Here is a 24,870-nt window from a genome sequence, read left to right as displayed (position 1 = left end):
ATCAATACACTAAGTTTATACTAGTATAAATTGTAAAAATTATATTCACAAAAAAGAGACAATTGCTATTTTTAGCTAAGCAATTGTCTCTCTTTATTTATTCTTTTGTTTCAACATTTAATCTATCTAAAATCATTGTATACGCATCATTACCCCATTGCAGTGAGCGTTTAACTCTAGATATCGTAGCTGTTGATGCACCAGATTTCTTTTCTATAGTTGCATAAGTAAAACCTTGCTTTATCATTTTAGCAACTTGAAGTCTTTGAGATAAAGATTGAATTTCATTGACTGTACATAAATCATCAAAGAATTGATAACATTCTTCTCTATCTTTAAGTGTTAAGATAGCATCAAATAATTCATCCAATGCTTCTCCTCTTAATTTTTCAATTTGCATCTCAAGCAACCCCTATTTTCAAATTAAATATAACTATATTTTAACGCATTAATTAATTAAAGTGTAGTTATTTCAATTGAAAATACTAAAACTATATTAGTAAACTATTCTAAATTAGCACGTTTAAAAATGGTATCAACTTGGTTCAAATGATGTTTTGGATCAAAACACTCGTCTAATTCTTCTTTAGATAAAACATTTGTAATGGTTGAATCTTGTTCTATAAGTTCACGGAAAGGTGTTTTAGTTTCCCAAGATTTCATTGCTTTAGGTTGTACTTTATCGTATGCTTCTTCACGAACCATACCTTTATTAATCAATGCAAGTAAAACGCGTTGTGAGAAAATAAGACCAAATGTTTTATTGATATTATTTCTCATATTATCTTCAAATACTGTTAAACGGTCGATAATATTAGTAAATCTATTTAAAGCATAATCTAATGCAATTGTTACATCTGGTAACATAATTCGCTCTGCAGAAGAATGAGAAATGTCTCGTTCATGCCATAATGGGACATTTTCATAAGCAGTCGTAATATAACCACGAATCACTCTTGAAATACCTGTAATATTTTCTGAACCGATTGGATTACGTTTATGCGGCATTGCTGATGACCCTTTTTGACCTTTTGCAAATGCTTCTTCAACTTCTCTCGTTTCAGTTTTTTGTAAATTACGAACTTCTACAGCAAATTTTTCTAATGATGTCGCAATTAACGCTAAAGTTGCAATGTAATAAGCATGACGATCACGTTGAAGTGTTTGAGTTGATACAGGGGCTGTGTCAATTCCGAGATGTTTACAAACGTAACTTTCAATTTCAGGAGGGATATTGGCAAATGTTCCTACTGCACCACTCATTTTCCCAACTTCAATTTCTTTACGTACCTCTTTAAAACGTTTTAAATTACGTTTCATTTCTGTATACCATAATGCCATTTTTACGCCAAAAGTAGTTGGCTCAGCATGAACACCGTGTGTACGACCCATCATTAATGTATATTTGTATTTTTTAGCTTTTTCTTCAAGTACTTTAATAAAGCGTTCAATATCTTTTTCAATAATTTCATTAGCTTGTTTAATTACATAACTTAATGCAGTATCTACAACATCTGTAGAAGTTAATCCATAATGAACCCATTTACGTTCTTCTCCAAGTGTTTCAGATACTTGTCTTGTAAATGCTACTACATCATGACGTGTTTCTTGTTCAATTTCTTTTGCACGATTGACATCAACTTTAGCATTTTCACGAATTTTTTTTACGTCGTCCTTAGGAATATACCCTAATTCGCTCCAGGCTTCACAAGCAAGAATCTCAACTTCTAACCATGCTTCATATCTATTTTGGTCTGTCCAAATACTAGACATTTCTTCTCTTGAATAACGTTCAATCATTATTAAACTCCTATCTTATGTAATTATTTTTATAAAAAGCTGTACATTAAATCGTTTTTAAGTAAAATAGTTCGTATTTAACTCTATATTTATAGTTTAACAGATTCTATACTAAAAGTATAAAGATTTTTTATTCTAATTGAATATAGGTTTACGAACTTTATAAAAATATTAAAAGGTCTCTGACTTCTAAAGTGTCAAAGACCTATATATGAGCAGTTATTAAATGTCGTTTTCGATTTTCTTACCAACAAATTGAATATCTTGTCGTAATATCTTTATATTTCCTTGTTTATCTTCAAAGTAAACAGGTTTTTCAATACGTCTGACTGGCATGTATCCTTCTTTTCTCATACGTGCAATACAATCTGAAATAGTTTCATTTTCATTTACCTTGAACTTCACTATGTTCCACAACACTTTCTATTTCTTCTACTTCATATGCTTTTACTTTCTTAGTTCGAACACCTTTAGTCCAGAATCCACCGTGAATGGCTCTAGGTTCATACGCAATGATAAATGCTTTTTCATCTAAACTACGAACAGTTTCCATTAATTTTCGTTCATAACGTCTAGGTGTTAAAATTTGCATTACCATTCGACTTCCATCTCTACCATGTGCTTCATAGTGAGTAACACCATAACCTAAATTTCGTAACTCTTTAGGTAAATCAAGCTCGTATTCTGCAGATGTTACGTTTACAACTGTATAGCCTAATGCAAGCTTTTCTTCAATTTTCATTCCAACAATGATACCTATTGAGAATCCAAAGGCATATGCAATAATATTTTGAATTTGATCTAAACTAGACATCACTAGCCCTAATCCAACAACATATATTAAAACTTCAAGAAAACTTACTACTGCTGCCATATAACGATATCCTTTTAACGTTAAAATCGTACGCATTGTAAGAAATGTAACATAAAAAACGTTAATGATGAATATCGCTAATACCATTATCCATGGATTTGACGTAATTACTGACATATTATTCCTCATTTCATTTAACTAAAATTCGAAATAATTTTATCAGTCACAAATAATTTTGTCACTAAAAACTAATAGTAATTAAATCATTTAATTATTAGAGTATTCATTTATTCTTTTGTAGATGAATGTTTAGGCCAAGTATAGCGAGTATATGCCAATTCTCTTTTATGTGCATTTTTAACATAATGATTCTCTATCGTTGTTTTTGCATCACTTGGTACTTCTTTGCCCTCTAAGTAGTCATCAATTTGATTATAAGTTACCCCTAATGCTTCCTCATCAGGTAATTGAGGTTTATCATCTTCTAAATCAGCAGTAGGCACTTTTTCATATAAATGTGTTGGCGCTTCTAAATATTCTAAAAGCTGTCTACCTTGGCGTTTATCTAGTCCAAAGATAGGTGCAATGTCAGCAGCACCATCACCATATTTAGTATAAAAACCTGTGATATTTTCAGCTGAATGGTCCGTTCCTAAAACAATACCACTACGATTTGAAGCAATAGAAAATTGTACTTTCATGCGCTCTCTTGCTTTTTCATTTCCTCTTTGGAAATCTGTAAGTTCAATACCCGCTTCTTTCAATGATGCTACACTTTGATCTACTGCTGGTTTAATATTAACTGTAATCACTTCATCAGGTTGAATAAAATGAAGTGCATCTTCTACTTCATCAGCATCCTTTTGTTTACCATAGGGAAGTTTAACTGCTATAAATTGGCATTCTCTTCCTTCTTTACGGAGTTCTTCAACTGCTAATTGCGCTAATTTACCAGTAAGTGTAGAATCTTGACCACCAGATATGCCAAGTACTAATGACTCAATAAATGTATGTGATTGAACATAATTTTTAATGAATTGGATAATCTCACGAATTTCTTGTTGACTATCAATATGTTTCTTTACTTTCATTTCTTTTACTACGATATCTTGTAAATTAGTCATTATCTTCCTCCATTTCCTTAACATGTTCTGTCACTTCAAGAATGCGCTTTTGTTTATTATTCCAACAACTTGTGCTTAAATCTACTGGATATTCTTGTGGATTTAAATAACGTTTATTTTCTTCCCACAATTGTGATAATGATTGTTTTAAATAATCTTGAGTTTCTTTTTCACTTGGTAAGTCATAAACTAATTTACCATTTTCGAAAATTGAATGATGTAAATCAATTGCTTCAAAATGCTTAACATGTTTCATTTTATAAGTATGAACTGGATGGAACATCTTTAATGGTTTTTCTTTATTAGGATTTTCATGTTCAAGCGTGATATAGTCACCTTCAGCCTTGCCAGTTTTAGTATTAATAATACGATATACTTTTTTCTTACCAGGCGTAGTAACTTTTTCCGCATTATTTGATAGCTTGATACGATCTACATATTCACCTTCATTATTTTCAACAGCGACAAGCTTATAAACTGCTCCTAAGGCTGGTTGATCATAACCCGTGATCAATTTAGTCCCTACACCCCAAGAATCTACTTTTGCACCCTGTGCCTTTAAACTGGTAATTGTTTGCTCATCTAAATCATTTGAAGCAATGATTTTTGCGTCTTTAAAGCCTGCATCATCAAGCATACGACGAGCTTTTTTCGATAAATATGCAATGTCACCAGAATCTAATCTTATACCTATAAAATTAATGGAATCTCCTAATTCTTTTGCAACTTTAATTGCAGTTGGTACCCCTGATTTTAAAGTGTGGAACGTATCTACTAAAAACACACAATTTTTATGTCGTTCTGCATAAATCTTAAATGCTTTATACTCATCACCATATGTTTGAACTAGTGCATGAGCATGAGTTCCGGAAACTGGAATATCAAATAATTTGCCTGCTCGGACATTACTTGTTGAATCAAACCCACCAATATATGCTGCACGCGCTCCCCAAACTGCGGCATCAATTTCTTGTGCACGTCGTGTACCAAATTCCATTAACGTATCTTGTGGTGCAACTTGACGAATTCTACTAGCTTTCGTTGTAATAAGCGTATGAAAATTTACAATATTAAGTAAAATCGTTTCAATAAGTTGAGCTTGAATTAATGGCGCTTCTACTCGTAATAATGGTTCATTCCCAAAACACAATTCCCCTTCTTGCATCGCGCGAATATTCCCTGTAAATTTCAAATTTTTAAGATATTTTAAAAAATCATTTTTATATCCTATTGATTGTAAATATTCGATATCAGAATCACTAAAATGGAAGTTTTCTATAAATTGAATCATCCTTTTTAACCCATTAAAAACAGCATATCCACTTCCAAATGGCATATTTCTGAAATACAAATCAAACACTGCATTTCTTTCATGAATACCGTCATTCCAGTAACTTTCTGCCATATTTATTTGATATAAGTCATTATGTAACATTAAACTATCATCTTCGTAACGATACATCCTCATCTCTCCTAACAACCTTTTTGTATATTTTATCACAATTCAGTAATAGTGAGTATTTTCGATAATAGTCTTTAATTTAAAAATTAAATTTTTTTAATTCGACAAATTCATGACATAAGTATTTATTGTATGTGTTATATCAGTTACTCGCTTATAATACTATTGAGGTGATTATATGCTATTAGAAGAAGCTACAAATTTTATCCAAACTATGTATGGTGAATTAAATTACTCAAATCATACTATTTCTAAACGTATCACTGAGATAGAGAAAGAAATCAATCGGACAGGTACCTATACACATACTTATGAAGAACTAAATTATGGCGCTAAAATGGCATGGCGTAATTCCAATCGATGTGTCGGACGCTTATTTTGGGAATCGTTAAATGTTGTGGATGCACGAGATATTTATACAGAACAACATTTCTTAGATGCGCTTCATAATCATTTAAACAAAGCAACAAATGGCGGTAAAATCAAACCATATATCACTATATTTTCTTCAACTGATGCACCTAAAATATATAACAATCAATTAATACGTTACGCAGGATATGAAGATAAAGGCGATCCATCAGAACGCGAGATAACACAATTAGCTAATCATTTGGGATGGAAAGGCAAAGGTACAGACTTTGACGTGCTTCCTCTTATTTATCAATTACCAAATTCACCTATAAAATATCATGAATTTCCAGCTTCATTGATTAAAGAAGTAGATATAGAACATGATCAATTTCCAAAGCTGAAAGATTTACATTTAAAATGGTATGGTGTTCCTATTATTTCTAATATGGATTTGAAAATAGGTGGAATTACATATCCAACTGCTCCTTTTAATGGTTGGTATATGGTCACTGAAATTGCAGTTCGTAATTTTACTGATACTTACCGCTATAATTTGCTTGAAAAAGTTGCAGAAACATTTGAATTTGGTACACTTAAAAATAATTCATTTAATAAAGATCGTACATTAGTAGAATTAAATTATGCAGTTTATCACTCTTTTAAATCACAGGGTGTTTCTATTGTTGACCACTTAACTGCTGCTAAACAATTTGAATTATTTGAAGAAAAAGAGGAACAGCATCATCGTAATGTTACTGGAAAATGGTCATGGTTAGCCCCACCGTTATCGCCAACGTTAACTGCTAATTACCATCATGGATACAAAAATATTATTAAAGATCCTAATTTCCATTATAAAAAAGCGACACCGATGAAATGTCCATTCCACTAATGTACAAGATTCATGAGGTGACAATTCATCATGCATTTATATTATTTAGGTCCCGAAGGTACATTTTCATATTTAGCTGCTAAAAAATATTTTTCAAAAGATAACTTTAACTTCATACCAAAGTCTAATTTATATGAAGTCATTAAGTCAGTAAATAGAGACGCTCAATCTGTAGCAATTGTACCAATAGAAAATTCAATTGAAGGAACTATAAACATTGTGGCAGATGCACTAGCTCAACAACATGTTTTTGCACATGGGGAAATACATTTAGATATTAATTTTGGTTTATATGCGACAAGGGACTCAAAGATAGAAAATATAAAAAAGGTATACTCTATCGCACCAGCCATCAGTCAAACAAGCCAATACATTCAAAAACATCAATTTTCTTACGATTATGTTGACAGTACGATTCAAGGATTAGAAAAAATTTCCTCAGATGTAGCTGCCATTGTTCCTGTGGGTAGTGGTGAAATGTACGGATATACTGCTATAGAGAGTAATATTCAAGATTATCCGCATAATGTTACACGTTTTTTAGTCATAAAAAATGATAATAACTTTGAGTCTAAAACGAATAACACAATGCTATTAATTACCCCTAAGTATGACAAAGCTGGATTACTGGCAAGTATACTGACTACATTTGCATTATTTGATATTAATTTATCATGGATTGAATCAAGACCACTGAAAACTCAACTGGGTATGTATCGTTTCTTTGTACAAGCAGATACCGGTCTATCAGATAATTTGAATAAAGTTATCTCGATATTAGAAACATTAGATTTTTCAGTAAAAATTATTGGCGCTTTTCATCGTCAATAAAATAGAGTGGACAATATTTGTGTTGAAGTTATCCTCTCATTCTGAAAATCTAACCGCATCATATTAAAAATGCCTAGGATCACTCATGAACTCATGATGTCCCAGGCTCTTTTTATGTATTTATTTAAAGTATTAAGATAAAACATACATAATGAATATATGATTTCAAGATATTTAATTTTATTTTAAATTTAATGTGTCAGAAATATCAAATCCTAAAATATGTGGCATTAAGAAATAAACAACTACTATAATAATCACTGCAGAAATTAAATTAACCCAAAATCCTACTTTAGCCATTTCTTTAATACTCAACTTATCTGATCCAAATATAATAGCATTTGGGGGTGTTCCTACTGGTAACATGTAAGCACAGTTTGCTGCCATAGCTGCAGGTACCATTAATAACAATGGATGTACACCTACTGCTACAGATAGCGCAGCAAGAATAGGTAAAATCATTGTAGCAGTTGCTGTATTCGAAGTCACTTCTGTTAAAAATAACACAAATATTGTAATGACAATAACGATTACTAGTGGATGCACCCCATCTAACATTTTCAGTTGCTCACCTAGCCATTTTGCTAAACCACTTTCTGAAATTCCTTTTGCTAAAGCTAAGCCTCCACCAAATAATATAAGTACACCCCATGGTAATTCTTTTGCCACTTCCCAATCAATAATTCGCTTATGCTTTTCTTTACTTTTAGCCGGAAATATAAAAAGTAAAATAGAAATAAATATTGCAATTGTACCGTCTGCAACTTCAGATGTTATTGAAAAATTTTTTAAAATAAATTCTCTTGTTATCCATAGTAAGCTGGCAAGAATAAAAATAGCTTGAACTACTTTTTCTTCATAAGACATTTTACCAAGACGATTGAGTTTATCTTCAATCAATGTTTGACCACCCGGTAAATACTTCAGATCATGTCTAAATGCGATAAATCTTAAATAAGCCCATGCTAGTGCTATTAAAATAATGATTGTAGGAATACCAACAATCATCCATTTAGCAAAGCTAATTTCTTGTCCAAAATGTTGTTCAAATTGTCCTTTTAGTATAATGAGTGGCGGTGTTCCAATAAGTGTACCTAATCCTCCGATGGTCCCAGAATAACCAATTGCTAAAACAAGTGATTTTTCAAATTTCGAAATACTATCTGATTTAACGTCATCATCTTTCAACTCATTCGCTTCTTTAATAATTGCTAAACCAATAGGTATCATTATCATAACAGCCGCTGTATTTGATACAAACATTGATAGGAATCCTGTAGCAATCATGAAGCCTAATAATATTTTACTCGTGCTTGCGCCAATATATCTAATAATAGTTAAAGCTACACGTGTATGTAAATTCCATCTTTCCATAGCAATTGCAAGAATAAAACCACCTAAAAATAAAAAGATAATATCATTACCATATTCAGAAGAGACTTGTTCAGGCGAAAGTACATGTCCTAAAGGCAAAAGTATGAGTGGTAAAAAACTCGTTGCAGCAATTGGTATCGCTTCTGTAATCCACCAAATAGCTATCCACACCGTAATTCCTAAAACATATACCCCTTTGAAAGGAAGTTCTACTGGATGAAAGAATGATAAGATAAGAACAAACAATAACGGTCCTAAAATGAGCCCCAATAATTGCCCCATAGAATAAGATTGATTTGTATGATCTTTTTTAGAAAAAAATGTTAAGTATTGTGCATTTCTTCGAAAACCTGATTGCTTAGTCATCTAATTCTCCCCCTTTAAAATTAGAAACTTAACTTAATATATTCTATTTTTAGAAATATGGCATCATCTCAACAAAGTTGATTTGATACCTATTATATTGCAAACAAGCCTCATAGAAATCTGACTTTTTTGAAAATATATAATGATATTATAACATAAAAGAAAACGCTTTATTATATATCATAATAAAGCGCGTATCATTTATTTTTCATCTATAATTATACCTTTTTAAATTAAATACTAATCAATATTAATTTTTTTAACTTTAACTTTATCATTTTGATTAAATGTCAAATTAGAAATATCTTCTAAATGTAATCTTTGTGTCGAATGATTAAACGAATTACCTGCAATAAAAACATTAGTATGTTTTACATTATTATAACTTCTCACGTGTATAGCATCTCTTTTCATTTCTCCTTCGAAATGATTACCGGTTACAGTCAAATTATCTCCAGCTTGAGTCTTTTGAACTTGTCCTGTAGAAACATCAGCCGCATTTTTTCCATCTTTAACTCCAAGAAAACGAATACCACCATTACAATTTATAAAGGTATTATTTGAGATAAACATTGTCTTTGATTTTAACGGAGTTAATGCATATTCATTCATTCCGTTAAACACATTATTCCTTATATGAATATTTTCGTAAAAGCGATTATAACGACTGGCATGAGAGCCTATCGCTCTATTCCAAGCTTGCATTTTAGGTTGGTTTGAATTTCCAAAATAGCAATCTTCAATGACAACATTTTTGGTAATCGTGCCATCAGTCGTACCAAATTTAGGAAATGACCCAGGCACTTGAATGTCTAATTGAATTGCTTCAGAAAATGAGCGATCACCATTTACATCAAAAAAGCCTTTAAACTTACAGTTCTTAATATATAAACCATTGATTCCACAAGCATCTAGTGCATGTCCACCTACAACATCAAGTACTGTAATATCTATTAACTCGATATCTTCAGCATGACCTATAGACATTGCGGTATTATTGTAGGGGTACTTTGAACCGTTCATATCAAATATACCACCTTTTATTTTAATATGCCCATTTCCTTGATATCCATGATAGAAACCAAATTTTTTACCATTTTTTAACAATGCATCTCTCGAGTGACGCTGCAAGATGGTATCATCTTCTAATATTAAAGTGGTATGATCATATATCACTAATGCTTTACTAATATAATAAGTCCCAGATGGTATATAAACTGTATGTTCTCCATATCTTGCGGCATTAAGTGCTTTTTGTATAGCTTTAGTATCTCTTCGTTTATGTTTTCCTTTTAAACCAAAATCCTGTGCATTGATCAATATTTTTTATCCCCTATCTTATGTTGTTATTAAATATATTTGTAACCATAATGGTGTATAGCTATACTATATTTATAATTTAATATTATACATTTTTTAAGGTATTCAAACATTTATTAAGAAAGGGATGTTTATTATGACTAACAAAGCATTGATTGTTGTAGATTATTCTTATGATTTTATCGCTGATGACGGCCGATTAACTTGTGGTAAACCAGGCCAAGATATTGAACAGTTTATTGTAGAAAGACTCAATCAATATCAACATCAACATGATAATATCTTTTTCATGATGGATTTACATTTTGAAGAAGACCCGTATCATCCTGAAACTAAATTATTCCCACCACATAACATTGAAGGCACTTCAGGTCGTCAATTATATGGTAAGGTAAAATCATTTTTTGATAAATATAAAAATGAAGATACTGTACATTATTTAGATAAGCGACGTTATGATTCTTTTTATGGTACTGCTTTAGATAGTTTATTAAGAGAAAGACATATTGATACTGTTGAAATTGTAGGTGTATGTACTGATATATGTGTACTCCATACAGCAATTTCTGCTTATAATTTAGGCTATCATATTATTATCCCTGAACAAGGTGTTGCCTCATTTAATGAAGAGGGTCATCAGTTCGCTTTAGCTCATTTTAAAAACTCATTAGGTGCAAAGGTAGAAGTTATCAATTAAAACATGCTAAAATAAGGATAAATTTAAAAATTAAGGGTGAATAAATCAATGGCAAAAACTTATATTTTTGGACATCAAAATCCGGATACAGATGCAATATCTTCAGCTATTATCATGGCTGATTTTGAACAACAAACTGGAAATTCTGAAGCAACTCCTTATCGCTTAGGTGAAGTGAGTGCTGAAACAAAATATGCATTAGATCATTTTAAAGTTGATGCACCAACTTTATTAAATGATGATTTAGAAGGTCAAGACGTTATCTTAGTTGACCACAATGAATTCCAACAAAGTGCTGAAACTATTGCTAAAGCGAATATTGTGAATGTCGTAGATCATCATAGAATTGCGAACTTTGAAACAGCAGGCCCTTTATACTATCGTGCAGAACCTGTAGGTTGTACTGCTACAATTCTTTATAAAATGTATAAAGAACGTAACTTTAAGATTAAACCTGAAATTGCTGGATTAATGATTTCAGCTATTATTTCAGATAGTTTATTATTTAAATCTCCAACATGTACTGAAGAAGATGTAAATGCTGCTAAAGCATTAAAAGACATTGCTAATGTCGATTTAGATGAATATGGTTTAGAAATGTTGAAAGCAGGTGCTTCAACAACTGATAAATCTGCTGAAGAGTTATTAAATATGGATGCTAAATCATTTAATATGGGAGATTATGTTACTCGTATTGCTCAAGTCAATACTGTAGATATTGATGAAGTCTTAAATCGTAAAGATGAATTGGAAAAAGCAATGTTAGAAACAAGTGCAAACGAAAAATATGATTTATTTGTATTAGTTGTCACTGATATTATTAACAGTGATTCTAAAATTTTAGTTGTCGGAGCTGAAAAGGATAAAGTTGGTCAAGCCTTCAATGTTCAATTAGATGATGGTATGGCTTTCTTATCAGGTGTAGTTTCTCGTAAAAAACAAGTTGTACCTCAAATCACTGAAATTTTAACTAAATAATTCATATTTTAATTCATATATAATAAGGCTGAGATAGTAGGTTACTTAACTCTCAGCCTTTTTTTAATTTATTTTAATCATTCATTCAAATGTTTTAACCTTGGATACATTTAACTAAAATTATATAGTCAATCACACCTATAACGGTATTGGGATTGACTGTACAGGAGGTACTACAATTGAATTTAATAGAAAAACAATTTCAAGAAAGTAAACAGTTTTTTAAAACACATCAAACTAAAGATATCAAATTTCGTAAACAACAATTAAAACTATTAAGTAAAAGTATTAAAGACCATGAAACAGAATTATTAGAGTCGTTAAAAATAGACTTAGGGAAAGGTTCAGTAGAAGCGTATGCTACTGAAATTGGTATACTTTTAAAAAGTATAAAAACAGCTCGTAAAGAATTAAAAAACTGGGCTAAAACTAAGCAAGTAGATACACCCCTATTTATGTTTCCATCAAAGAGTTATATTAAGCCTGAGCCTTATGGGACAATATTAATTATCGGTCCCTTTAATTATCCTGTACAACTTTTATTCGAACCTCTTATTGGTGCTATAGCAGCTGGTAATAACGCCATCATTAAACCTTCTGAACTTACTCCTCATGTTGCACAAGTAGTGCGAAAAGTGATTGAGGATGTATTTACAAGCGATTTTGTAGCTGTCGTTGAAGGTGGCGTTGAAGAAACTCAAACATTAATCAATCTTCCATTTGATTATATATTCTTTACTGGTAGCGAAAATGTAGGTCGAATTGTTTACGAAGCAGCAAGTAAAAATTTAGTTCCTGTCACACTTGAACTTGGTGGTAAATCACCAGTGATTGTAGATGAAACTGCTAATATTAAAGTAGCAAGTGATCGTATTAGCTTTGGTAAATTCACCAATGCTGGTCAAACTTGTGTAGCACCAGATTACATTTTAGTGAATAGAAAAGTTAAAAATGAATTAATTCAATCATTTAAACAATCTATTGAAGAATTCTATGGCAAAAATATTCAAAATAGTCCTGATTTTGGACGTATTGTTAATACAAAACATTTTAATCGACTTTCTGAATTATTAGCAATACATCGTAATGAAGTGATTTTTGGTGGGCATACGGATGAAAATGAACAATATATCGAACCTACAATTTTAGACGGCATTACCCCACAATCTAAAATTATGGAAGAAGAAATTTTTGGTCCATTATTACCCATCATCGTCTACGATGATTTTAATGAAGCGATAGATATTATTCAAAGCAAATCTAAACCTCTAAGCTTATATTTATTTAGTGAAGATGAAAATACAACGAACTGTGTGCTAGAAGAATTGTCATTTGGTGGCGGTGCAATCAATGACACTTTAATGCATTTAGCTAACCCAAATTTACCTTTTGGTGGCGTAGGTGCTTCAGGAATTGGCGAATATCATGGCAAATATTCATTTGATACATTTAGTCATATGAAATCATATATTTTTAAATCTACTCGACTAGATTCGAGTATTATCTATCCCCCTTATAAAGGTAAATTCAAATATATTAGAACATTTTTCAAAAACTTATAAAAAAATCCCTATAATGGCTCACTTTACAAGTGTTTACATTATAGGGATATTTTTTATCTATAACAATGAATTCAAGAAATCAACAAATACACCTTCAGGTGCGGTATACTGATTGTCAGTAGCAATCAACATACCACTATTTGTATCACGTCTAAATACTGTTAGCGCGTAATTTCCTTCTTGATGTGCACATACAAGGTATTCATCTGACTCAGTAATATTAAAATCTCTTGGAAATTCTCCCCCGCTTTTTACTATTTCAACCGGGTTAATTCCTTTTCCATCATCAACTACTGTAAATATCGCTATACTATCATGTCCGCGATTACTAATATATAGATTTTGTTGATCATGAGATAGTCTCACAGCTGCTAATTTAGTTTCTCCAGTGAAATCTTCAGGAATCGTTAAATGACGTTCAATTTCTTCAAATTTTCCATCATGATATTGTACAACGCTTACTCTATTAGATAACTCATGAACAACATACGCGTATGTCCCATTATTATGGAATTCAATATGACGCGGTCCATCTTCAGCATGGAATTTTGATACTGCATGTTCTTTAAACCCTTCAACTCCGAATGTATATGTTACAATTTTATCTGCACCTAAATCAGTCACAGCTACATATTTATGGTCAGGGGTTTCTCTAATAAAATGAATATGATTATGATCTTGACGCTCATGTGTTCCAGTTGGATAACTATGTTCTAACTCTTCAATTAATTTTACCACTTCGCCTGTCTCTGGATTAAGTTGATATATACGTGCTATTCCAGCAGTATAAACCGCTTCGAATAAGAAGTTATGATCACTAGAAACAGAAATATAACACCCTGTTCCATTCTCTGAAGCTAAACATTTATTAATGAGTGTAAGCTGTCCATTCTCGTCTTTTTTAAATGCAGCCACACCACATGCTTCATTCTCTTTAGTAATTGCATACAAAAATTGTTCAGTTTGAGCAAGATAAGTCGATGCTTCGATATCATATCCTGTATCTACTGATTGTATTTCTCCATTATCTTCATTAAGTTCGAATATATAAATACCCTTACCTTCTTTTTTTGTATAAGACCCCACATAACCTTTGGTTGTCATTTTAATACCTCCATTATATTCAATATTATTAACATTTATACTAGCCAATTGTATTTATTTAAGAGTAATAAAAAAAACCAGTAACTTCAAATGAAATTACTGGTATATGGTACATCGTTGCATTAAGCATTATTGCTTTCAATATCAGATACGATTTCTTTTGTTTTTCTTTCGATATCTTCAAAGTCTTTTTTGAAAATAAAGCCAAATACTACTACTACTACACCAACAACTAGTGCTGTAATAGCTGTAAAGCTTAATAAGAATTTAAATAAACCTTTAATGAAATCCCACATTTATGTTTCACCCCTGTACTTAAAATAAATACGTTTACATTAAATCATTTTAACATAGTTAACGTTATGATTAAATACATACCTTTTTATATATTATTTCAAACCTAAAATTAAAGATTTTTAAAAAATCAAATATTTTTTCTTTATTTATAATGAATGACATTTGTCTTATTTACACAGTGAATTACTATCATATATAAATAAACATTATAAGACTTTAAATTTAATATAAATTATTGTTCAATATAAATAATAAAACAAATGATAGGAGGATTTTTCATGCAAGAAGTTAAGTCAGATATTATGACCTTTCGCGGATCACATTTTGATTTAGGTATCAAAACTGCTCAGTGGTTAAAACAGACGCCCTTACTAGAAAATAGAGAACGTGAATGGAAGAAGCGTATACCTCGTTTTGACATTGATGTTAATGAAACATATAGCATTTTCCAAACGTATGCACCAGAAATCTGGGAAGAATTATTAGGAATGCAAGAGATATTAAATTTACCGACTAAACAAATGATTTTAAATTTCGGTCACTATCGTTTTACTGATTTAAATGAAAGTGGATGTACAGTTTTTCAAGGTAAAGATTATATGGTTCGTAATTATGACTATCATCCTGCTACATATGATGGCAGATATCTTCTTTATCAACCAAATGATGGTGGACTCGCGCAAATAGGACCAACCTCTAGAGTAACTGGTCGTATGGATGGTATGAATGAAGCAGGTCTTGTGATGGGATATAATTTTATGCACCGTAAGCATCCTGCAAATGGATTTGTATGTTATATGGTAGGACGACTTGTCTTAGAATATTGTAAAGATGTAAAAGAAGCAATTCAATTTCTAAAAGAGTTACCCCATAGAAGTTCATTTAGTTATATTTTAATGGATAAGCATTTAAATCATGCAATTGTTGAAATTACGCCACGCTCATTTGATGTTAGATATGATAAAGTTTGTACTAATCACTTTGAAATATTAACACATGAAAATCGTAACTATACCAAAGAATCTAAAGAACGTCTTGCTCGCACAATTAGTCAAACGTCAGAAGATATAGATAAATATACTGCGTTTAAACTTTTTAATGATCCTAAATATAATATTTATAGTAAGTTATTTAAAAGTTGGTCAGGAACGATTCATACATCAATGTATGAACCTAAGCATTTAAAAGCTTGGATGACATTAGGTGAGAATAGACCCCCTCTATCTATCGACTTTCAATCATGGTTAGAGGGTCATGAACTTGATTTAATAGAATTTACTGGAAAGCTAGATACTGATTTAACATTTGCTACGTATTAATAAAAAAAGATTAGATAAACGTTTTAAAATTTAATTAATCAACGTTTTGTCTAATCTTTTTCATCCTATTTAATATTTATATCACCTTTAACGTTATAACACTCTATAATATTATAACTATTACCTACTTTGCTATCTTTAAAATAAGGATTCTTAATGTTATTGTCACCCATTCCTGGATGTAGTTTTAACAAGGTGTCTTTAGGCTTGGTTTTATAATCAATGTTTATATCACCTTTTTTACTTGAGCTCTTCATATCAATTTGACTTGGCATGTTTTTAAAGTCAAGCTTTCCTTCATTTGTAATGAACAATCCATTTTTCAAGGTACAATGATTAACCACAATATTAGAATGTATTACTTTAAATTGACTATTTTTTATATCACTATTTTTTATATTAATTGTGCCATGATCACTATAATAATCAATACGATCAAGTTTAGCTTCTTTGATATTTAAATTTTCTCCGTCTTTTCTAATTCTAGCTTTTTTGATATCTATGTTATTAATATTTAATTTTCCTAATTTAGCATCAATATTTAATTGTTTTAATTTATCAGGTGGAATGGTTATATGTATGTTGAACTTGCTTCTTTTAAAAGGGTTTAAATTAAAGCTATATCCTCTTTTAGAAGAACGTGATTCTTTTACATTTAAGCTGTCTTTTTGAGTGTTCACTTTTATACTATTGTCCCCATAATATTTCACTCTAAATGAAGAACCTTGAGTAATAGTGATATCAGAACTATAACTATCTATATTCAATTTAGAGATAGATGATTGATGAAACGTTTCATTATATTTCAGTCGTTTATAAATATCTTTATCATGAACAAACCATACCAACGTTGCTGCTAGAAAAAAAACAACAAATATAACTAATCCACTTATTGTTAACTTTTTCATCACTGGATTCTTCCTTTAATTATTTTTATATACCATGATAAATATTTTAAAACAAGTTTATATAAATTCTGAACAATTTTTATTATTGCAACGAACGCTAATATACCTATTCCAGCATAAGAAATACTATAAAGAAAATTACTAAAAGAGTCAGGAGTGCTTTTAAGGATACTAATAATAATTAATAAGATAGGTAAACAAATAAGCACAATTGAAATGACGAAAACAAAGGCTAGAAATATTAAGAATATTATCATTGGGATAACAATTAAGAAAAAAGAAATAACACCCAAACTTAATGATGCCATAATAGCTTTTACAATATTACGAAAGTTAGGTGTAACTTTAGCATGTGAAATTGCTTCTTTAGCTTTTATTTCTTTTCCAATAGTATAAGGATTTTTCAAATCATCTAATATTTGAGCATCTGTCTTGCCTTTTGTTTCTTGATTATAAAAGATATCTTCATATTCATTCATAACTTTATCTTTGTCTTTACGTGGTAAATCATCAAGTTCCGTTTCCAGTTCATTCAAAAAAGTAATTTTATCCATTTCTCTTTCACATACTTTCTTAAAACATAAATTTATTTTTATTAACTATCAACGACTAAAGAATTCAATTCGCTTAACAATATTATCTTTATATAAAATTGATAATTTCATGTGATGATCTTTATCAAGATACACTAAAGCATCATAACCTTTACCTACCTTATCTTTGTCATAGTTATAACCTAGATTATCTATAACAGCATCGATTTGGTCACCTATATGAACATCAAAATTTGTGTTAACAAAAGTATCTTTAACTAAGATAATTCCTTTAATTTTGTGATGTTTTTTCTTGACTTTTATTGTTAAATTTTTATATTTATTATGATTATAAAAAACATACCTATCTAATTTCACATGCTTATTTAAACTATATTCTGAGTTATCAAACGTTTCATTAAGCTTTAAATGATTAATTTCTACATCACTTAAATCAACCGTTTTTTCATTTTTATAAATTGTCAATCCTAGTACAACTAATAAAGAAATGACAATAAATAAAATTGAGATAACCCATCTATTTTGAATATGCAATAGGACCACCACTTATATACTTATTTTTTTAATATATCATAACTATGATTATATTCAAAAAATATTAAAGTACCTTTCAATGCAAATAAAACTGGCGACAAAAATTGAACGTATCGTCGCCAGTTTTATTAAAAAGTTATTAATTTAAATGTCTCGTTTAGCAGCATAAAGTACATCAGCGATAAATAAAATAACAATAGATGCAATAGAAATGAACCATTGCCAATTCGTAAATTTAATACTACCTGATGATGATTTTTCTGTTAAGTAACTAAAAGGTATATATTTGAGTGATTTTTGAATATTATCGCCCCATTCAGGGATTAAACCTAAAAATGGTTGTAAAAATGGTACGATAAACACTAAAAAGATACCTAATGTAAAAATGACTGCTGGTTTTTGGACAATTAAAGTAATTAAGAATAATAATAATCCAAAAAATAGTAAGAAGATAAGATAGAACCAAATATTCGTTAGGAATTTATCTCCATTTAAATTTTTACCATCTGTAAAAGTCTGAATAACTAAAAGTGTAACATACGTGATAAGTGTAAATATGAACGAAAAAATAATAATCGAAATCGTTTTCGCTATCACATAACCTACTCTATTTTTCACTTTATTCATATAAAGTTGAATCGTTCCTTGAGAGTAGTCACGTGTAATTGTTTTAATAACAACGAGTAAACCAAAGAATAGAAACATCCAATTTGCCATTGGTAATATCATTGAATAATCGACTTTATCATTATTTTTTGCTAATAGTACAGTCATTGCTGTGATGATACCCCAGATACATATAAGCGCGATATATGTTAAATAACTTTTAAAAAAACTTAATATATCATATTTAACTAATTGTAAACTCTTCATCTAATGGTCACCTCTTTGATTAATATTAAAGTACGTATCTCGAAGCGAATTTTTACGTGTTTCAATATATTTAGGATACACATTAATATGTGCGAGCGCTTTAAGCAATGTTCGATAATCTCGTTCTGCTTTAATAAGAATTTCTCCATTTTGTTTATAAGAATGAATAACATTAAAATGTTCTTGTAAATAATTTAGCGCTTGATCAAAATCATCATTGTCCAACGTAATAGAGGTACTTTCTTCTGCACTACCATCTTTCATATTGACATCTTGAACGAAATGTCCATCTCTTAAAAAGACAGCTCTATCACAAATCAATTCGATGTCTTCTAATTTATGACTTGAAATAAGAATTTTCATATTTAATTCATTTACTAAAGATTGTATCGTTTCTAGAACATCGATTGAGCCATCTGGATCCATACCATTTGTAGGTTCATCCAAAATAAGATATTTTGGTTTGTTCATTAATGATACGGCAATCGCTAATTTTTGTTTCATACCCATTGAATATTTTTTAACTTTTTTCTTAATATAAGGACGCATACCAAAAGCATCTATAATTTTATCTGAATAGGCTTTATCAAATCCTTGACCAAGCACCTGAGCAAAGAGTCTTAAATTATAAAGCCCCGTTTTATTATCATAAAGTTTTGGATGTTCAATGAGATAGCCAATATTTTCATCATCTTTTAAATTAACTTTACCTTTGTAATTAATAATATTTCCATTCATCACTTTCATCAGTGTAGTTTTACCTACACCGTTTTTACCAATGAGTCCTACAATTTTGCTATCTCCAAAATCAAAATCTATATTGTCTAAAACATTATTATTACCGTATGTTTTAGTAATATTTTCTAATTTCATAAAAGTCCTCCTTTTTTCTAGCGACGATTAATACGTGCTATTTGAATAAAATAATTTGTAACTAGCCAAATCACACTTATAATAACTAATCCAATACTTAAATATTTATTAAATACATTTGGATCAAGTGCATTATGAAAAATGAATACATTAATAGCCAAAAAGATAAATGCAATTGCCATCGGTATAACGAGTACCATTAAAATAATATAAACAGTGTAAGAAATATATTCTCTTTTTCTTTCTGTACTTTTACTAAAAGCAATAGGGATGCTAAATAAATTTACACTCAAAAATGAAAGTGCTGTCGAATAACGCAACTCATTTACCTGAATATTTGTTGATTGAAAATTATATAATCCAATAATCAATGTTCCTAAAATCGTTAATATAATACATGTCAGATAATTTGCATTAAGCAATTCTTTCTTAGTTATTGGTAAGCTTTCATAAAAAAGATACGACTCTTTTCCACCTAATCGTCTATGTACTCTAAATAATTGTCCTGAATCTAAAATGCTTATAATCATTAATGTAATGGCAAGTGGAGTATATACAACGAAACCATAGCTTGTTTTTGAAAAAAATAGAGTATAAATAGGATTAATAACAATAAGCACTAAATAAATGATAAGTGTCCAACGTCTTAACTTAAAATTTCTTATTATTAGTTGCTTCATGCCATCAACCCATTTCTATTTTGAGTTTCAACATCATTAGTTTCTTTCATTTTCTCAAGGTAAATCATTAATTCTTCAATCGTTGGATGTTTTATTTCAACTTGTTTTCCAAATAGTTCCTTAAATGCTTGACCATGTTTTGTAAAACCAACATAACCCGTATGCTTTTCTTCTTTATATAAAAGGAGTTGATTTAATTCATCATCTAAATCTTTGTTATCACCTTTTACGATAAAATATTTCTCTTTTATATCATCACAATAGCCTTCAAGTACAAGATTGCCTGTTTTTATATATACAAGATAGTCTGCTATTTTTTCTAAGTCTGAAATAATATGAGTCGAAATAAAAACCGTTTTATTTTCATCTATTAATTCTTGCTGCAATATTTCTAGAACTTCATTTCTTACAATTGGATCTAAACCTGCTGTTGGTTCATCCAATATAAATAACTCAGCGTGGTGACTTAAAGCAATGGCTAAAGATAACTTCATTTTCATTCCACTAGAGAAATGCTTAATTTTAAGATGACTTGGTATATTGAATCGCTCTAAATACTGATGGAATATATGACTATCCCACTTAGAATAGAAAGGAGAAATCATATTTTCTAGTTTTTTTATATTCCATTGTTGGTTGAAATACATTTCTGAGTAAACAAAACCAATTTTATTTTTGATCCATTTTGCCGACTCTTTCATTTGTCGTCCTAAGATTTTAATTTCTCCAGTATTAGGTTCAAGCAAATCCATCATTAATCGAATCATTGTTGTCTTGCCAGCACCATTACTTCCAATAAAGCCCGTAACAAATCCTTGAGGAATACTGAATGAAAGATCTTTGATTTGGAAAGTTTTAGTATTATAACTTACGTGCTTAACTTCAATCGCTTTCATTCATCTTCCTCCTCGTAAATTAAAGCTAAAACTTCATTTAATTCTTTTAGAGGCATACCAATTGTTTTTGCTTCTTTTACCATGGAACGTGCAAGATGTTCAATTACAAAAAATTGTTTTTCTTTTAAAATTGAACTGTCTTGTTCTTTTACGAATGTTCCTTTACCTCTTATTGTTGTGACAAATCCTTCTTTTTCTAAATCTTCATAGGCACGCTTTGTTGTAATTAAACTGACTTGCAAATCTTTCGCTAGTTCTCTCATAGATGGTAAGTGACTTCCAGCTTCAACGTAACCTTTTAATATATTTTCTTTAATTTGTTGTTTAATTTGTTCATAAATGGGCTGTTCACTGGTGTTTTTTAGAATAACTTTCATTTATGTCCCCCTTTTCAACTGTATATAAATAATATATACAGTATATACAGATTTGTAAAGTGAAATAATAAAAATAAGATAAAATCAGTATTCTTAAGACATAAGTTGTATATACACTATAAACATAGTTAAACAAAAAAACTATGATACAGTATTACAGTGGTAATTGCATCATAGTTTTCATATGTTACTTTTTATTTTTACGTCTGTCATTGCTACGATTAATAAATGCACATATCATAAACATAATGGCAGCCAATAATAACTTTATACCTTGACTTTCATGTCCAGTGGCTTGTAGATAATATCCAATGACAAACAAAACAATAGCTAAACCTACAAAAATTTTTGTTAGGTGTTTCATCATTTTTAGTCACCTCATTATGATAATTATATCAAATTTTTTATTTTATATGCATTAATCATTTATTTAATTAAAATTGAATTGTATATGCTCTATGTTAAGATAGTGTTATATCCACAAATTACATTACACACCCCTTAACTTGCCACATCAAGTTAAGGGGTTTTTGTGTAAGGCCATCTTATTTATTTTTCCACTTAGTTTCTAACCAAACTCGAAATATAATAAGCATACTCCCTGTTATAAGTGTGACTAAACCTTCTAATAACCACGACATTACACTACACCTCCACAAAGTAAAGTGTCATATCTCATGATGACCTATATATATTTTAACACACAAACAGAACATATGTTCCGTTTGTGAATAAAACACTTCTCTGATTTATTTTTTATTAGAAAACTTTATATTTTGTTTAATTCAAGATAATATATAATGTGAATAACAATTTAAAGCGAGGTTATGAAAATGCATCCTTTAGCACAACATTTAAACGATCAACTAGTCGATGACAGTCCTGAAATATTAAGCATGTTATCGAGATTAGGTCAATCTATGTTTTATCCCAAAGGTATTCTGTCTCAGTCTGCAGAAGCCAAATCAACAAAATACAATGCAACAATTGGTATGGCAACTAATGATAAAGGAAAAATGTATGCAGACACATTATTTGATGTCTACAATCATCTTTCTCCGGATGAGATTTTCCCATATGCTCCGCCACAAGGAATTGAAACTTTAAGAGATTTATGGCAACAAAAAATGTTAAAAGAAAATCCTAGTTTAAAAGCTTCATCTATAAGCCGTCCAATCGTGACGAATGCATTAACACATGGTTTATCTTTAGTTGCTGACTTATTTGTAAATGATGAAGATACAATTTTATTACCAACACATAACTGGGGAAACTATAAACTTATTTTTAATACAAGACATAATGCAAATATTGAAACTTATGCTATTTTCGATCAAGATGGACATTATACAACAAATTCACTTGTATCTACTTTAGATAATTTTAAACAAGATAAAGCAATTATTATCTTAAATTATCCTAATAATCCAACAGGCTATACACCTACTCAAGAAGAAGTTCATACAATTGTCTCAGCAATTGAACGCTTAGCAGAAAAAGGAACTAAGGTGATTACAGTCGTAGATGATGCATACTATGGTTTATTTTATGAAGATGTCTATACACAATCTATTTTTACTGCAATTACTCAATTAGATTCAAAAAACATTCTACCGATACGCCTTGACGGTGCAACTAAAGAATTTTTTGCTTGGGGTTTACGTGTTGGCTTCCTTACATTTGGATTAAATAATCAAAAAGCTAAAGACGTATTAGAGGCTAAAGTTAAAGGATTAATTAGAAGTAATATTTCAAGTGGAGCAATGCCTTCTCAAAGTGCAATTAAATATATACTAGAGAACCATGAACAATTTGATAAAGAAATACAAGCTAATGTAAAAACACTACAAGAGCGTTATGAAGTAACAAAAGAAGTAGTTTATGATGAAAAATATAAACAACATTGGCAAGCATATGATTTTAACTCTGGATACTTTATGGCACTTAAAGTAATCGGTGTTAACCCTGAAGAACTTCGTGTTCATTTAATCGATAAATACTCAATTGGTATTATTGCACTTAATGATACAGATATTCGTATTGCTTTTAGTTGTGTTGAAAAAAACGATATTCCACATGTTTTTGATTCTATTGCTAAAGCAATTGATGACTTAAAATAACATAAAAGTATAATAGCGAGAGACCTAACCAGGAAGGCTCTCGCTATTTTTTAATGACTTGTAATAAAATCTAATAATTTAAACATTACTTCTTTATTCTCTTTTGGTACTTCTTGGTTAAGAATCTGTTCTGACGTTTGATTTAATACGGAATCAACCGCGTATGAAGCATCATTCATGACAATCTCTTTTATATCATGAGCATCTGGTTCAAAATGAAATTGTAATCCAATAATAATATTATTCAAAATAAATCCTTGATTTTTTAAATATTGACTTGAAAATAATAATTGTGCATTTTTAGGTATATAAAATGTTTCTTCATGCCAATGTAATGCCATCAATTCTTTTGGAATATTAGGAATGATGGATGACTCAAGATAAACTTTATTCCAACCGACTTCTTTTACTGGAGATTTTCCTACAGTATATCCTAGTGCTTTAGTAATTTGTTGAGCGCCAAAACATATACCAAATATTGGCTTATTTTGCTGTATTAAATTGCGAATTAATTCTCTTTCTTCAAAAATCCATTTATCCTCATTATTAGGACTCATGGGTCCTCCTAAAATAATAAGTAAATCTGTTTCTTTAACATTGGGAATGATACCGCCATTAAAATAAGGATGATAAATATATAATTCATGGTGATGCTCGGTAGCCCAATCTCTGATAACTCCAGGACCTTCATTAGGGGTATGTTGTAAAATATTAATCCTCATTGTTGATTCTCCTTTAAAAGTCAATGTTTATTTATATCT

At 30.0% G+C, this 24,870-nt stretch carries 28 protein-coding genes; 7 read left to right on the top strand and 21 right to left on the bottom strand.

Annotated features, from left to right (window positions below; translation table 11 throughout):
* Nucleotides 1-97: 97 nt before the first annotated feature.
* From MHI13_RS04310 to MHI13_RS04285, 6 genes are all read right to left on the bottom strand, one after another.
* Entirely contained in the window at nt 98-400 is a 303-nt protein-coding gene (locus tag MHI13_RS04310; protein WP_017175247.1) for a YerC/YecD family TrpR-related protein, read from the bottom strand.
* A 104-nt stretch (nt 401-504) separates the two neighbouring features.
* Nucleotides 505-1,800 (bottom strand): adenylosuccinate lyase, encoded by a 1,296-nt coding sequence (gene purB, locus MHI13_RS04305; protein WP_002450041.1) that lies wholly within the window; start codon nt 1,798-1,800, stop codon nt 505-507.
* Between the two features lie 222 nt (nt 1,801-2,022).
* The gene (locus MHI13_RS04300) at nt 2,023-2,205 is read right to left on the bottom strand and encodes an NETI motif-containing protein (RefSeq protein WP_002455112.1); all 183 of its coding nucleotides are present in this window, start codon (nt 2,203-2,205) and stop codon (nt 2,023-2,025) included.
* Complete coding sequence (locus tag MHI13_RS04295; protein ID WP_002450021.1) at nt 2,186-2,791, bottom strand: DUF2179 domain-containing protein; 606 nt, start codon at nt 2,789-2,791, stop codon at nt 2,186-2,188. Before MHI13_RS04295 ends, MHI13_RS04300 begins: the two co-directional genes overlap by 20 nt.
* A 110-nt stretch (nt 2,792-2,901) precedes the next feature.
* Nucleotides 2,902-3,738, bottom strand: a complete 837-nt coding sequence (nadE, locus tag MHI13_RS04290; protein ID WP_070547962.1) for an ammonia-dependent NAD(+) synthetase — start codon at nt 3,736-3,738, stop codon at nt 2,902-2,904.
* A complete protein-coding gene (locus MHI13_RS04285) occupies nt 3,731-5,200 on the bottom strand; it encodes a nicotinate phosphoribosyltransferase (RefSeq protein WP_070547960.1) in 1,470 nt (489 codons plus the stop codon). Before MHI13_RS04285 ends, nadE begins: the two co-directional genes overlap by 8 nt.
* Nucleotides 5,201-5,378: 178 nt before the next feature.
* On the opposite strand from MHI13_RS04285, the gene MHI13_RS04280 reads away from it, so the two are divergent.
* Together MHI13_RS04280 and MHI13_RS04275 are read left to right on the top strand one after the other, a co-directional pair.
* On the top strand, nt 5,379-6,446 hold the full coding sequence (locus tag MHI13_RS04280; RefSeq protein WP_070547958.1) for a nitric oxide synthase oxygenase: 1,068 nt from the start codon (nt 5,379-5,381) through the stop codon (nt 6,444-6,446).
* A 30-nt stretch (nt 6,447-6,476) separates the two neighbouring features.
* Nucleotides 6,477-7,277, top strand: a complete 801-nt coding sequence (locus MHI13_RS04275; RefSeq protein WP_070547957.1) for a prephenate dehydratase — start codon at nt 6,477-6,479, stop codon at nt 7,275-7,277.
* 180 nt (nt 7,278-7,457) lie between these two features.
* Here the strand turns inward: MHI13_RS04275 and MHI13_RS04270 are convergent, their stop codons facing one another.
* Both MHI13_RS04270 and MHI13_RS04265 read right to left on the bottom strand, forming a co-directional pair.
* Nucleotides 7,458-9,017: an SLC13 family permease gene (locus MHI13_RS04270; protein WP_070547955.1), complete on the bottom strand. Its 1,560-nt coding sequence runs from the start codon at nt 9,015-9,017 to the stop codon at nt 7,458-7,460.
* Between the two features lie 240 nt (nt 9,018-9,257).
* Nucleotides 9,258-10,340 (bottom strand): glycosyl hydrolase family 28-related protein, encoded by a 1,083-nt coding sequence (locus MHI13_RS04265; RefSeq protein ID WP_039984319.1) that lies wholly within the window; start codon nt 10,338-10,340, stop codon nt 9,258-9,260.
* 133 nt (nt 10,341-10,473) lie between these two features.
* Between MHI13_RS04265 and MHI13_RS04260 the strand changes: the two genes are divergently transcribed.
* The 3 genes from MHI13_RS04260 to MHI13_RS04250 all read left to right on the top strand — a co-directional run bounded on the left by MHI13_RS04260 (nt 10,474) and on the right by MHI13_RS04250 (nt 13,574).
* The gene (locus MHI13_RS04260) at nt 10,474-11,034 is read left to right on the top strand and encodes a cysteine hydrolase family protein (protein WP_002450084.1); all 561 of its coding nucleotides are present in this window, start codon (nt 10,474-10,476) and stop codon (nt 11,032-11,034) included.
* Between the two features lie 48 nt (nt 11,035-11,082).
* Complete coding sequence (locus MHI13_RS04255; protein WP_002450056.1) at nt 11,083-12,012, top strand: manganese-dependent inorganic pyrophosphatase; 930 nt, start codon at nt 11,083-11,085, stop codon at nt 12,010-12,012.
* 179 nt (nt 12,013-12,191) lie between these two features.
* Nucleotides 12,192-13,574 carry an aldehyde dehydrogenase gene (locus tag MHI13_RS04250; protein ID WP_048761664.1) on the top strand — a complete coding sequence of 461 codons (1,383 nt, stop codon included), beginning with the start codon at nt 12,192-12,194 and terminating at the stop codon, nt 13,572-13,574.
* A gap of 57 nt (nt 13,575-13,631) precedes the next feature.
* Here the strand turns inward: MHI13_RS04250 and pglS are convergent, their stop codons facing one another.
* A complete protein-coding gene (pglS, locus tag MHI13_RS04245) occupies nt 13,632-14,678 on the bottom strand; it encodes a 6-phosphogluconolactonase (RefSeq protein WP_048761667.1) in 1,047 nt (348 codons plus the stop codon).
* A 122-nt stretch (nt 14,679-14,800) separates the two neighbouring features.
* Nucleotides 14,801-14,974: a hypothetical protein gene (locus tag MHI13_RS04240; RefSeq protein WP_002450085.1), complete on the bottom strand. Its 174-nt coding sequence runs from the start codon at nt 14,972-14,974 to the stop codon at nt 14,801-14,803.
* 279 nt (nt 14,975-15,253) lie between these two features.
* Here MHI13_RS04240 and MHI13_RS04235 point away from each other — a divergent pair, with 279 nt between their 5' ends.
* Nucleotides 15,254-16,294 (top strand): C45 family autoproteolytic acyltransferase/hydolase, encoded by a 1,041-nt coding sequence (locus MHI13_RS04235; RefSeq protein WP_017175259.1) that lies wholly within the window; start codon nt 15,254-15,256, stop codon nt 16,292-16,294.
* 65 nt (nt 16,295-16,359) lie between these two features.
* Here the strand turns inward: MHI13_RS04235 and MHI13_RS04230 are convergent, their stop codons facing one another.
* The 10 genes from MHI13_RS04230 to MHI13_RS04185 all read right to left on the bottom strand — a co-directional run bounded on the left by MHI13_RS04230 (nt 16,360) and on the right by MHI13_RS04185 (nt 22,630).
* Nucleotides 16,360-17,202 carry a DUF4097 family beta strand repeat-containing protein gene (locus tag MHI13_RS04230; RefSeq protein WP_048761669.1) on the bottom strand — a complete coding sequence of 281 codons (843 nt, stop codon included), beginning with the start codon at nt 17,200-17,202 and terminating at the stop codon, nt 16,360-16,362.
* Nucleotides 17,202-17,756, bottom strand: a complete 555-nt coding sequence (locus MHI13_RS04225) for an HAAS signaling domain-containing protein (RefSeq protein WP_019835505.1) — start codon at nt 17,754-17,756, stop codon at nt 17,202-17,204. Before MHI13_RS04225 ends, MHI13_RS04230 begins: the two co-directional genes overlap by 1 nt.
* Before the next feature lie 48 nt (nt 17,757-17,804).
* The gene (locus tag MHI13_RS04220; protein ID WP_002450066.1) at nt 17,805-18,290 is read right to left on the bottom strand and encodes a hypothetical protein; all 486 of its coding nucleotides are present in this window, start codon (nt 18,288-18,290) and stop codon (nt 17,805-17,807) included.
* A 144-nt stretch (nt 18,291-18,434) separates the two neighbouring features.
* On the bottom strand, nt 18,435-19,163 hold the full coding sequence (gene pmtD, locus MHI13_RS04215) for a phenol-soluble modulin export ABC transporter permease subunit PmtD (RefSeq protein WP_017175262.1): 729 nt from the start codon (nt 19,161-19,163) through the stop codon (nt 18,435-18,437).
* Nucleotides 19,164-20,036 carry a phenol-soluble modulin export ABC transporter ATP-binding protein PmtC gene (pmtC, locus tag MHI13_RS04210; RefSeq protein WP_002450019.1) on the bottom strand — a complete coding sequence of 291 codons (873 nt, stop codon included), beginning with the start codon at nt 20,034-20,036 and terminating at the stop codon, nt 19,164-19,166.
* Nucleotides 20,037-20,053: 17 nt separating this feature from the next.
* Nucleotides 20,054-20,716, bottom strand: a complete 663-nt coding sequence (pmtB, locus tag MHI13_RS04205; RefSeq protein ID WP_061544635.1) for a phenol-soluble modulin export ABC transporter permease subunit PmtB — start codon at nt 20,714-20,716, stop codon at nt 20,054-20,056.
* Nucleotides 20,713-21,612, bottom strand: coding sequence for a phenol-soluble modulin export ABC transporter ATP-binding protein PmtA (gene pmtA, locus MHI13_RS04200; RefSeq protein ID WP_070547949.1), 900 nt, complete (start codon nt 21,610-21,612; stop codon nt 20,713-20,715). Before pmtA ends, pmtB begins: the two co-directional genes overlap by 4 nt.
* The gene (pmtR, locus tag MHI13_RS04195) at nt 21,609-21,989 is read right to left on the bottom strand and encodes a PSM export ABC transporter transcriptional regulator PmtR (protein ID WP_002450053.1); all 381 of its coding nucleotides are present in this window, start codon (nt 21,987-21,989) and stop codon (nt 21,609-21,611) included. Before pmtR ends, pmtA begins: the two co-directional genes overlap by 4 nt.
* 187 nt (nt 21,990-22,176) lie before the next feature.
* Nucleotides 22,177-22,353 carry an SE1626 family protein gene (locus tag MHI13_RS04190; RefSeq protein ID WP_002455099.1) on the bottom strand — a complete coding sequence of 59 codons (177 nt, stop codon included), beginning with the start codon at nt 22,351-22,353 and terminating at the stop codon, nt 22,177-22,179.
* Nucleotides 22,354-22,534: 181 nt separating this feature from the next.
* Nucleotides 22,535-22,630: a Trp-rich small protein gene (locus MHI13_RS04185; RefSeq protein WP_017175266.1), complete on the bottom strand. Its 96-nt coding sequence runs from the start codon at nt 22,628-22,630 to the stop codon at nt 22,535-22,537.
* Between the two features lie 192 nt (nt 22,631-22,822).
* Here MHI13_RS04185 and MHI13_RS04180 point away from each other — a divergent pair, with 192 nt between their 5' ends.
* Nucleotides 22,823-24,109 carry an aminotransferase class I/II-fold pyridoxal phosphate-dependent enzyme gene (locus tag MHI13_RS04180; protein ID WP_070547947.1) on the top strand — a complete coding sequence of 429 codons (1,287 nt, stop codon included), beginning with the start codon at nt 22,823-22,825 and terminating at the stop codon, nt 24,107-24,109.
* Nucleotides 24,110-24,159: 50 nt separating this feature from the next.
* On the opposite strand, the gene MHI13_RS04175 is transcribed toward MHI13_RS04180, so the two are convergent.
* Nucleotides 24,160-24,831 (bottom strand): type 1 glutamine amidotransferase, encoded by a 672-nt coding sequence (locus tag MHI13_RS04175; protein WP_054105550.1) that lies wholly within the window; start codon nt 24,829-24,831, stop codon nt 24,160-24,162.
* Between the last annotated feature and the right edge of the window lie 39 nt (nt 24,832-24,870).

The organism is Staphylococcus sp. FSL K6-0223 (assembly GCF_038008285.1).
This window is presented reverse-complemented; position numbering and strand designations above follow the sequence as displayed.

Excerpts from the sequence above, each read along its gene's own strand:
- MHI13_RS04280 (WP_070547958.1), top strand. The coding sequence starts at position 5,379 with ATGCTATTAGAAGAAGCTACAAATTTTATCCAAACTATGTATGGTGAA.
- MHI13_RS04310 (WP_017175247.1), bottom strand. The coding sequence starts at position 400 with ATGCAAATTGAAAAATTAAGAGGAGAAGCATTGGATGAATTATTTGAT.
- MHI13_RS04235 (WP_017175259.1), top strand. The coding sequence starts at position 15,254 with ATGCAAGAAGTTAAGTCAGATATTATGACCTTTCGCGGATCACATTTT.
- pglS (WP_048761667.1), bottom strand. The coding sequence starts at position 14,678 with ATGACAACCAAAGGTTATGTGGGGTCTTATACAAAAAAAGAAGGTAAG.
- purB (WP_002450041.1), bottom strand. The coding sequence starts at position 1,800 with ATGATTGAACGTTATTCAAGAGAAGAAATGTCTAGTATTTGGACAGAC.
- pmtD (WP_017175262.1), bottom strand. The coding sequence starts at position 19,163 with ATGAAGAGTTTACAATTAGTTAAATATGATATATTAAGTTTTTTTAAA.
- MHI13_RS04230 (WP_048761669.1), bottom strand. The coding sequence starts at position 17,202 with ATGAAAAAGTTAACAATAAGTGGATTAGTTATATTTGTTGTTTTTTTT.
- MHI13_RS04295 (WP_002450021.1), bottom strand. The coding sequence starts at position 2,791 with ATGTCAGTAATTACGTCAAATCCATGGATAATGGTATTAGCGATATTC.
- MHI13_RS04225 (WP_019835505.1), bottom strand. The coding sequence starts at position 17,756 with ATGGATAAAATTACTTTTTTGAATGAACTGGAAACGGAACTTGATGAT.
- MHI13_RS04275 (WP_070547957.1), top strand. The coding sequence starts at position 6,477 with ATGCATTTATATTATTTAGGTCCCGAAGGTACATTTTCATATTTAGCT.
- MHI13_RS04260 (WP_002450084.1), top strand. The coding sequence starts at position 10,474 with ATGACTAACAAAGCATTGATTGTTGTAGATTATTCTTATGATTTTATC.
- MHI13_RS04285 (WP_070547960.1), bottom strand. The coding sequence starts at position 5,200 with ATGTATCGTTACGAAGATGATAGTTTAATGTTACATAATGACTTATAT.
- MHI13_RS04270 (WP_070547955.1), bottom strand. The coding sequence starts at position 9,017 with ATGACTAAGCAATCAGGTTTTCGAAGAAATGCACAATACTTAACATTT.
- pmtA (WP_070547949.1), bottom strand. The coding sequence starts at position 21,612 with ATGAAAGCGATTGAAGTTAAGCACGTAAGTTATAATACTAAAACTTTC.
- pmtC (WP_002450019.1), bottom strand. The coding sequence starts at position 20,036 with ATGAAATTAGAAAATATTACTAAAACATACGGTAATAATAATGTTTTA.
- MHI13_RS04185 (WP_017175266.1), bottom strand. The coding sequence starts at position 22,630 with ATGTCGTGGTTATTAGAAGGTTTAGTCACACTTATAACAGGGAGTATG.
- pmtR (WP_002450053.1), bottom strand. The coding sequence starts at position 21,989 with ATGAAAGTTATTCTAAAAAACACCAGTGAACAGCCCATTTATGAACAA.
- MHI13_RS04180 (WP_070547947.1), top strand. The coding sequence starts at position 22,823 with ATGCATCCTTTAGCACAACATTTAAACGATCAACTAGTCGATGACAGT.
- nadE (WP_070547962.1), bottom strand. The coding sequence starts at position 3,738 with ATGACTAATTTACAAGATATCGTAGTAAAAGAAATGAAAGTAAAGAAA.
- MHI13_RS04240 (WP_002450085.1), bottom strand. The coding sequence starts at position 14,974 with ATGTGGGATTTCATTAAAGGTTTATTTAAATTCTTATTAAGCTTTACA.
- MHI13_RS04255 (WP_002450056.1), top strand. The coding sequence starts at position 11,083 with ATGGCAAAAACTTATATTTTTGGACATCAAAATCCGGATACAGATGCA.
- MHI13_RS04175 (WP_054105550.1), bottom strand. The coding sequence starts at position 24,831 with ATGAGGATTAATATTTTACAACATACCCCTAATGAAGGTCCTGGAGTT.
- MHI13_RS04190 (WP_002455099.1), bottom strand. The coding sequence starts at position 22,353 with ATGAAACACCTAACAAAAATTTTTGTAGGTTTAGCTATTGTTTTGTTT.
- pmtB (WP_061544635.1), bottom strand. The coding sequence starts at position 20,716 with ATGAAGCAACTAATAATAAGAAATTTTAAGTTAAGACGTTGGACACTT.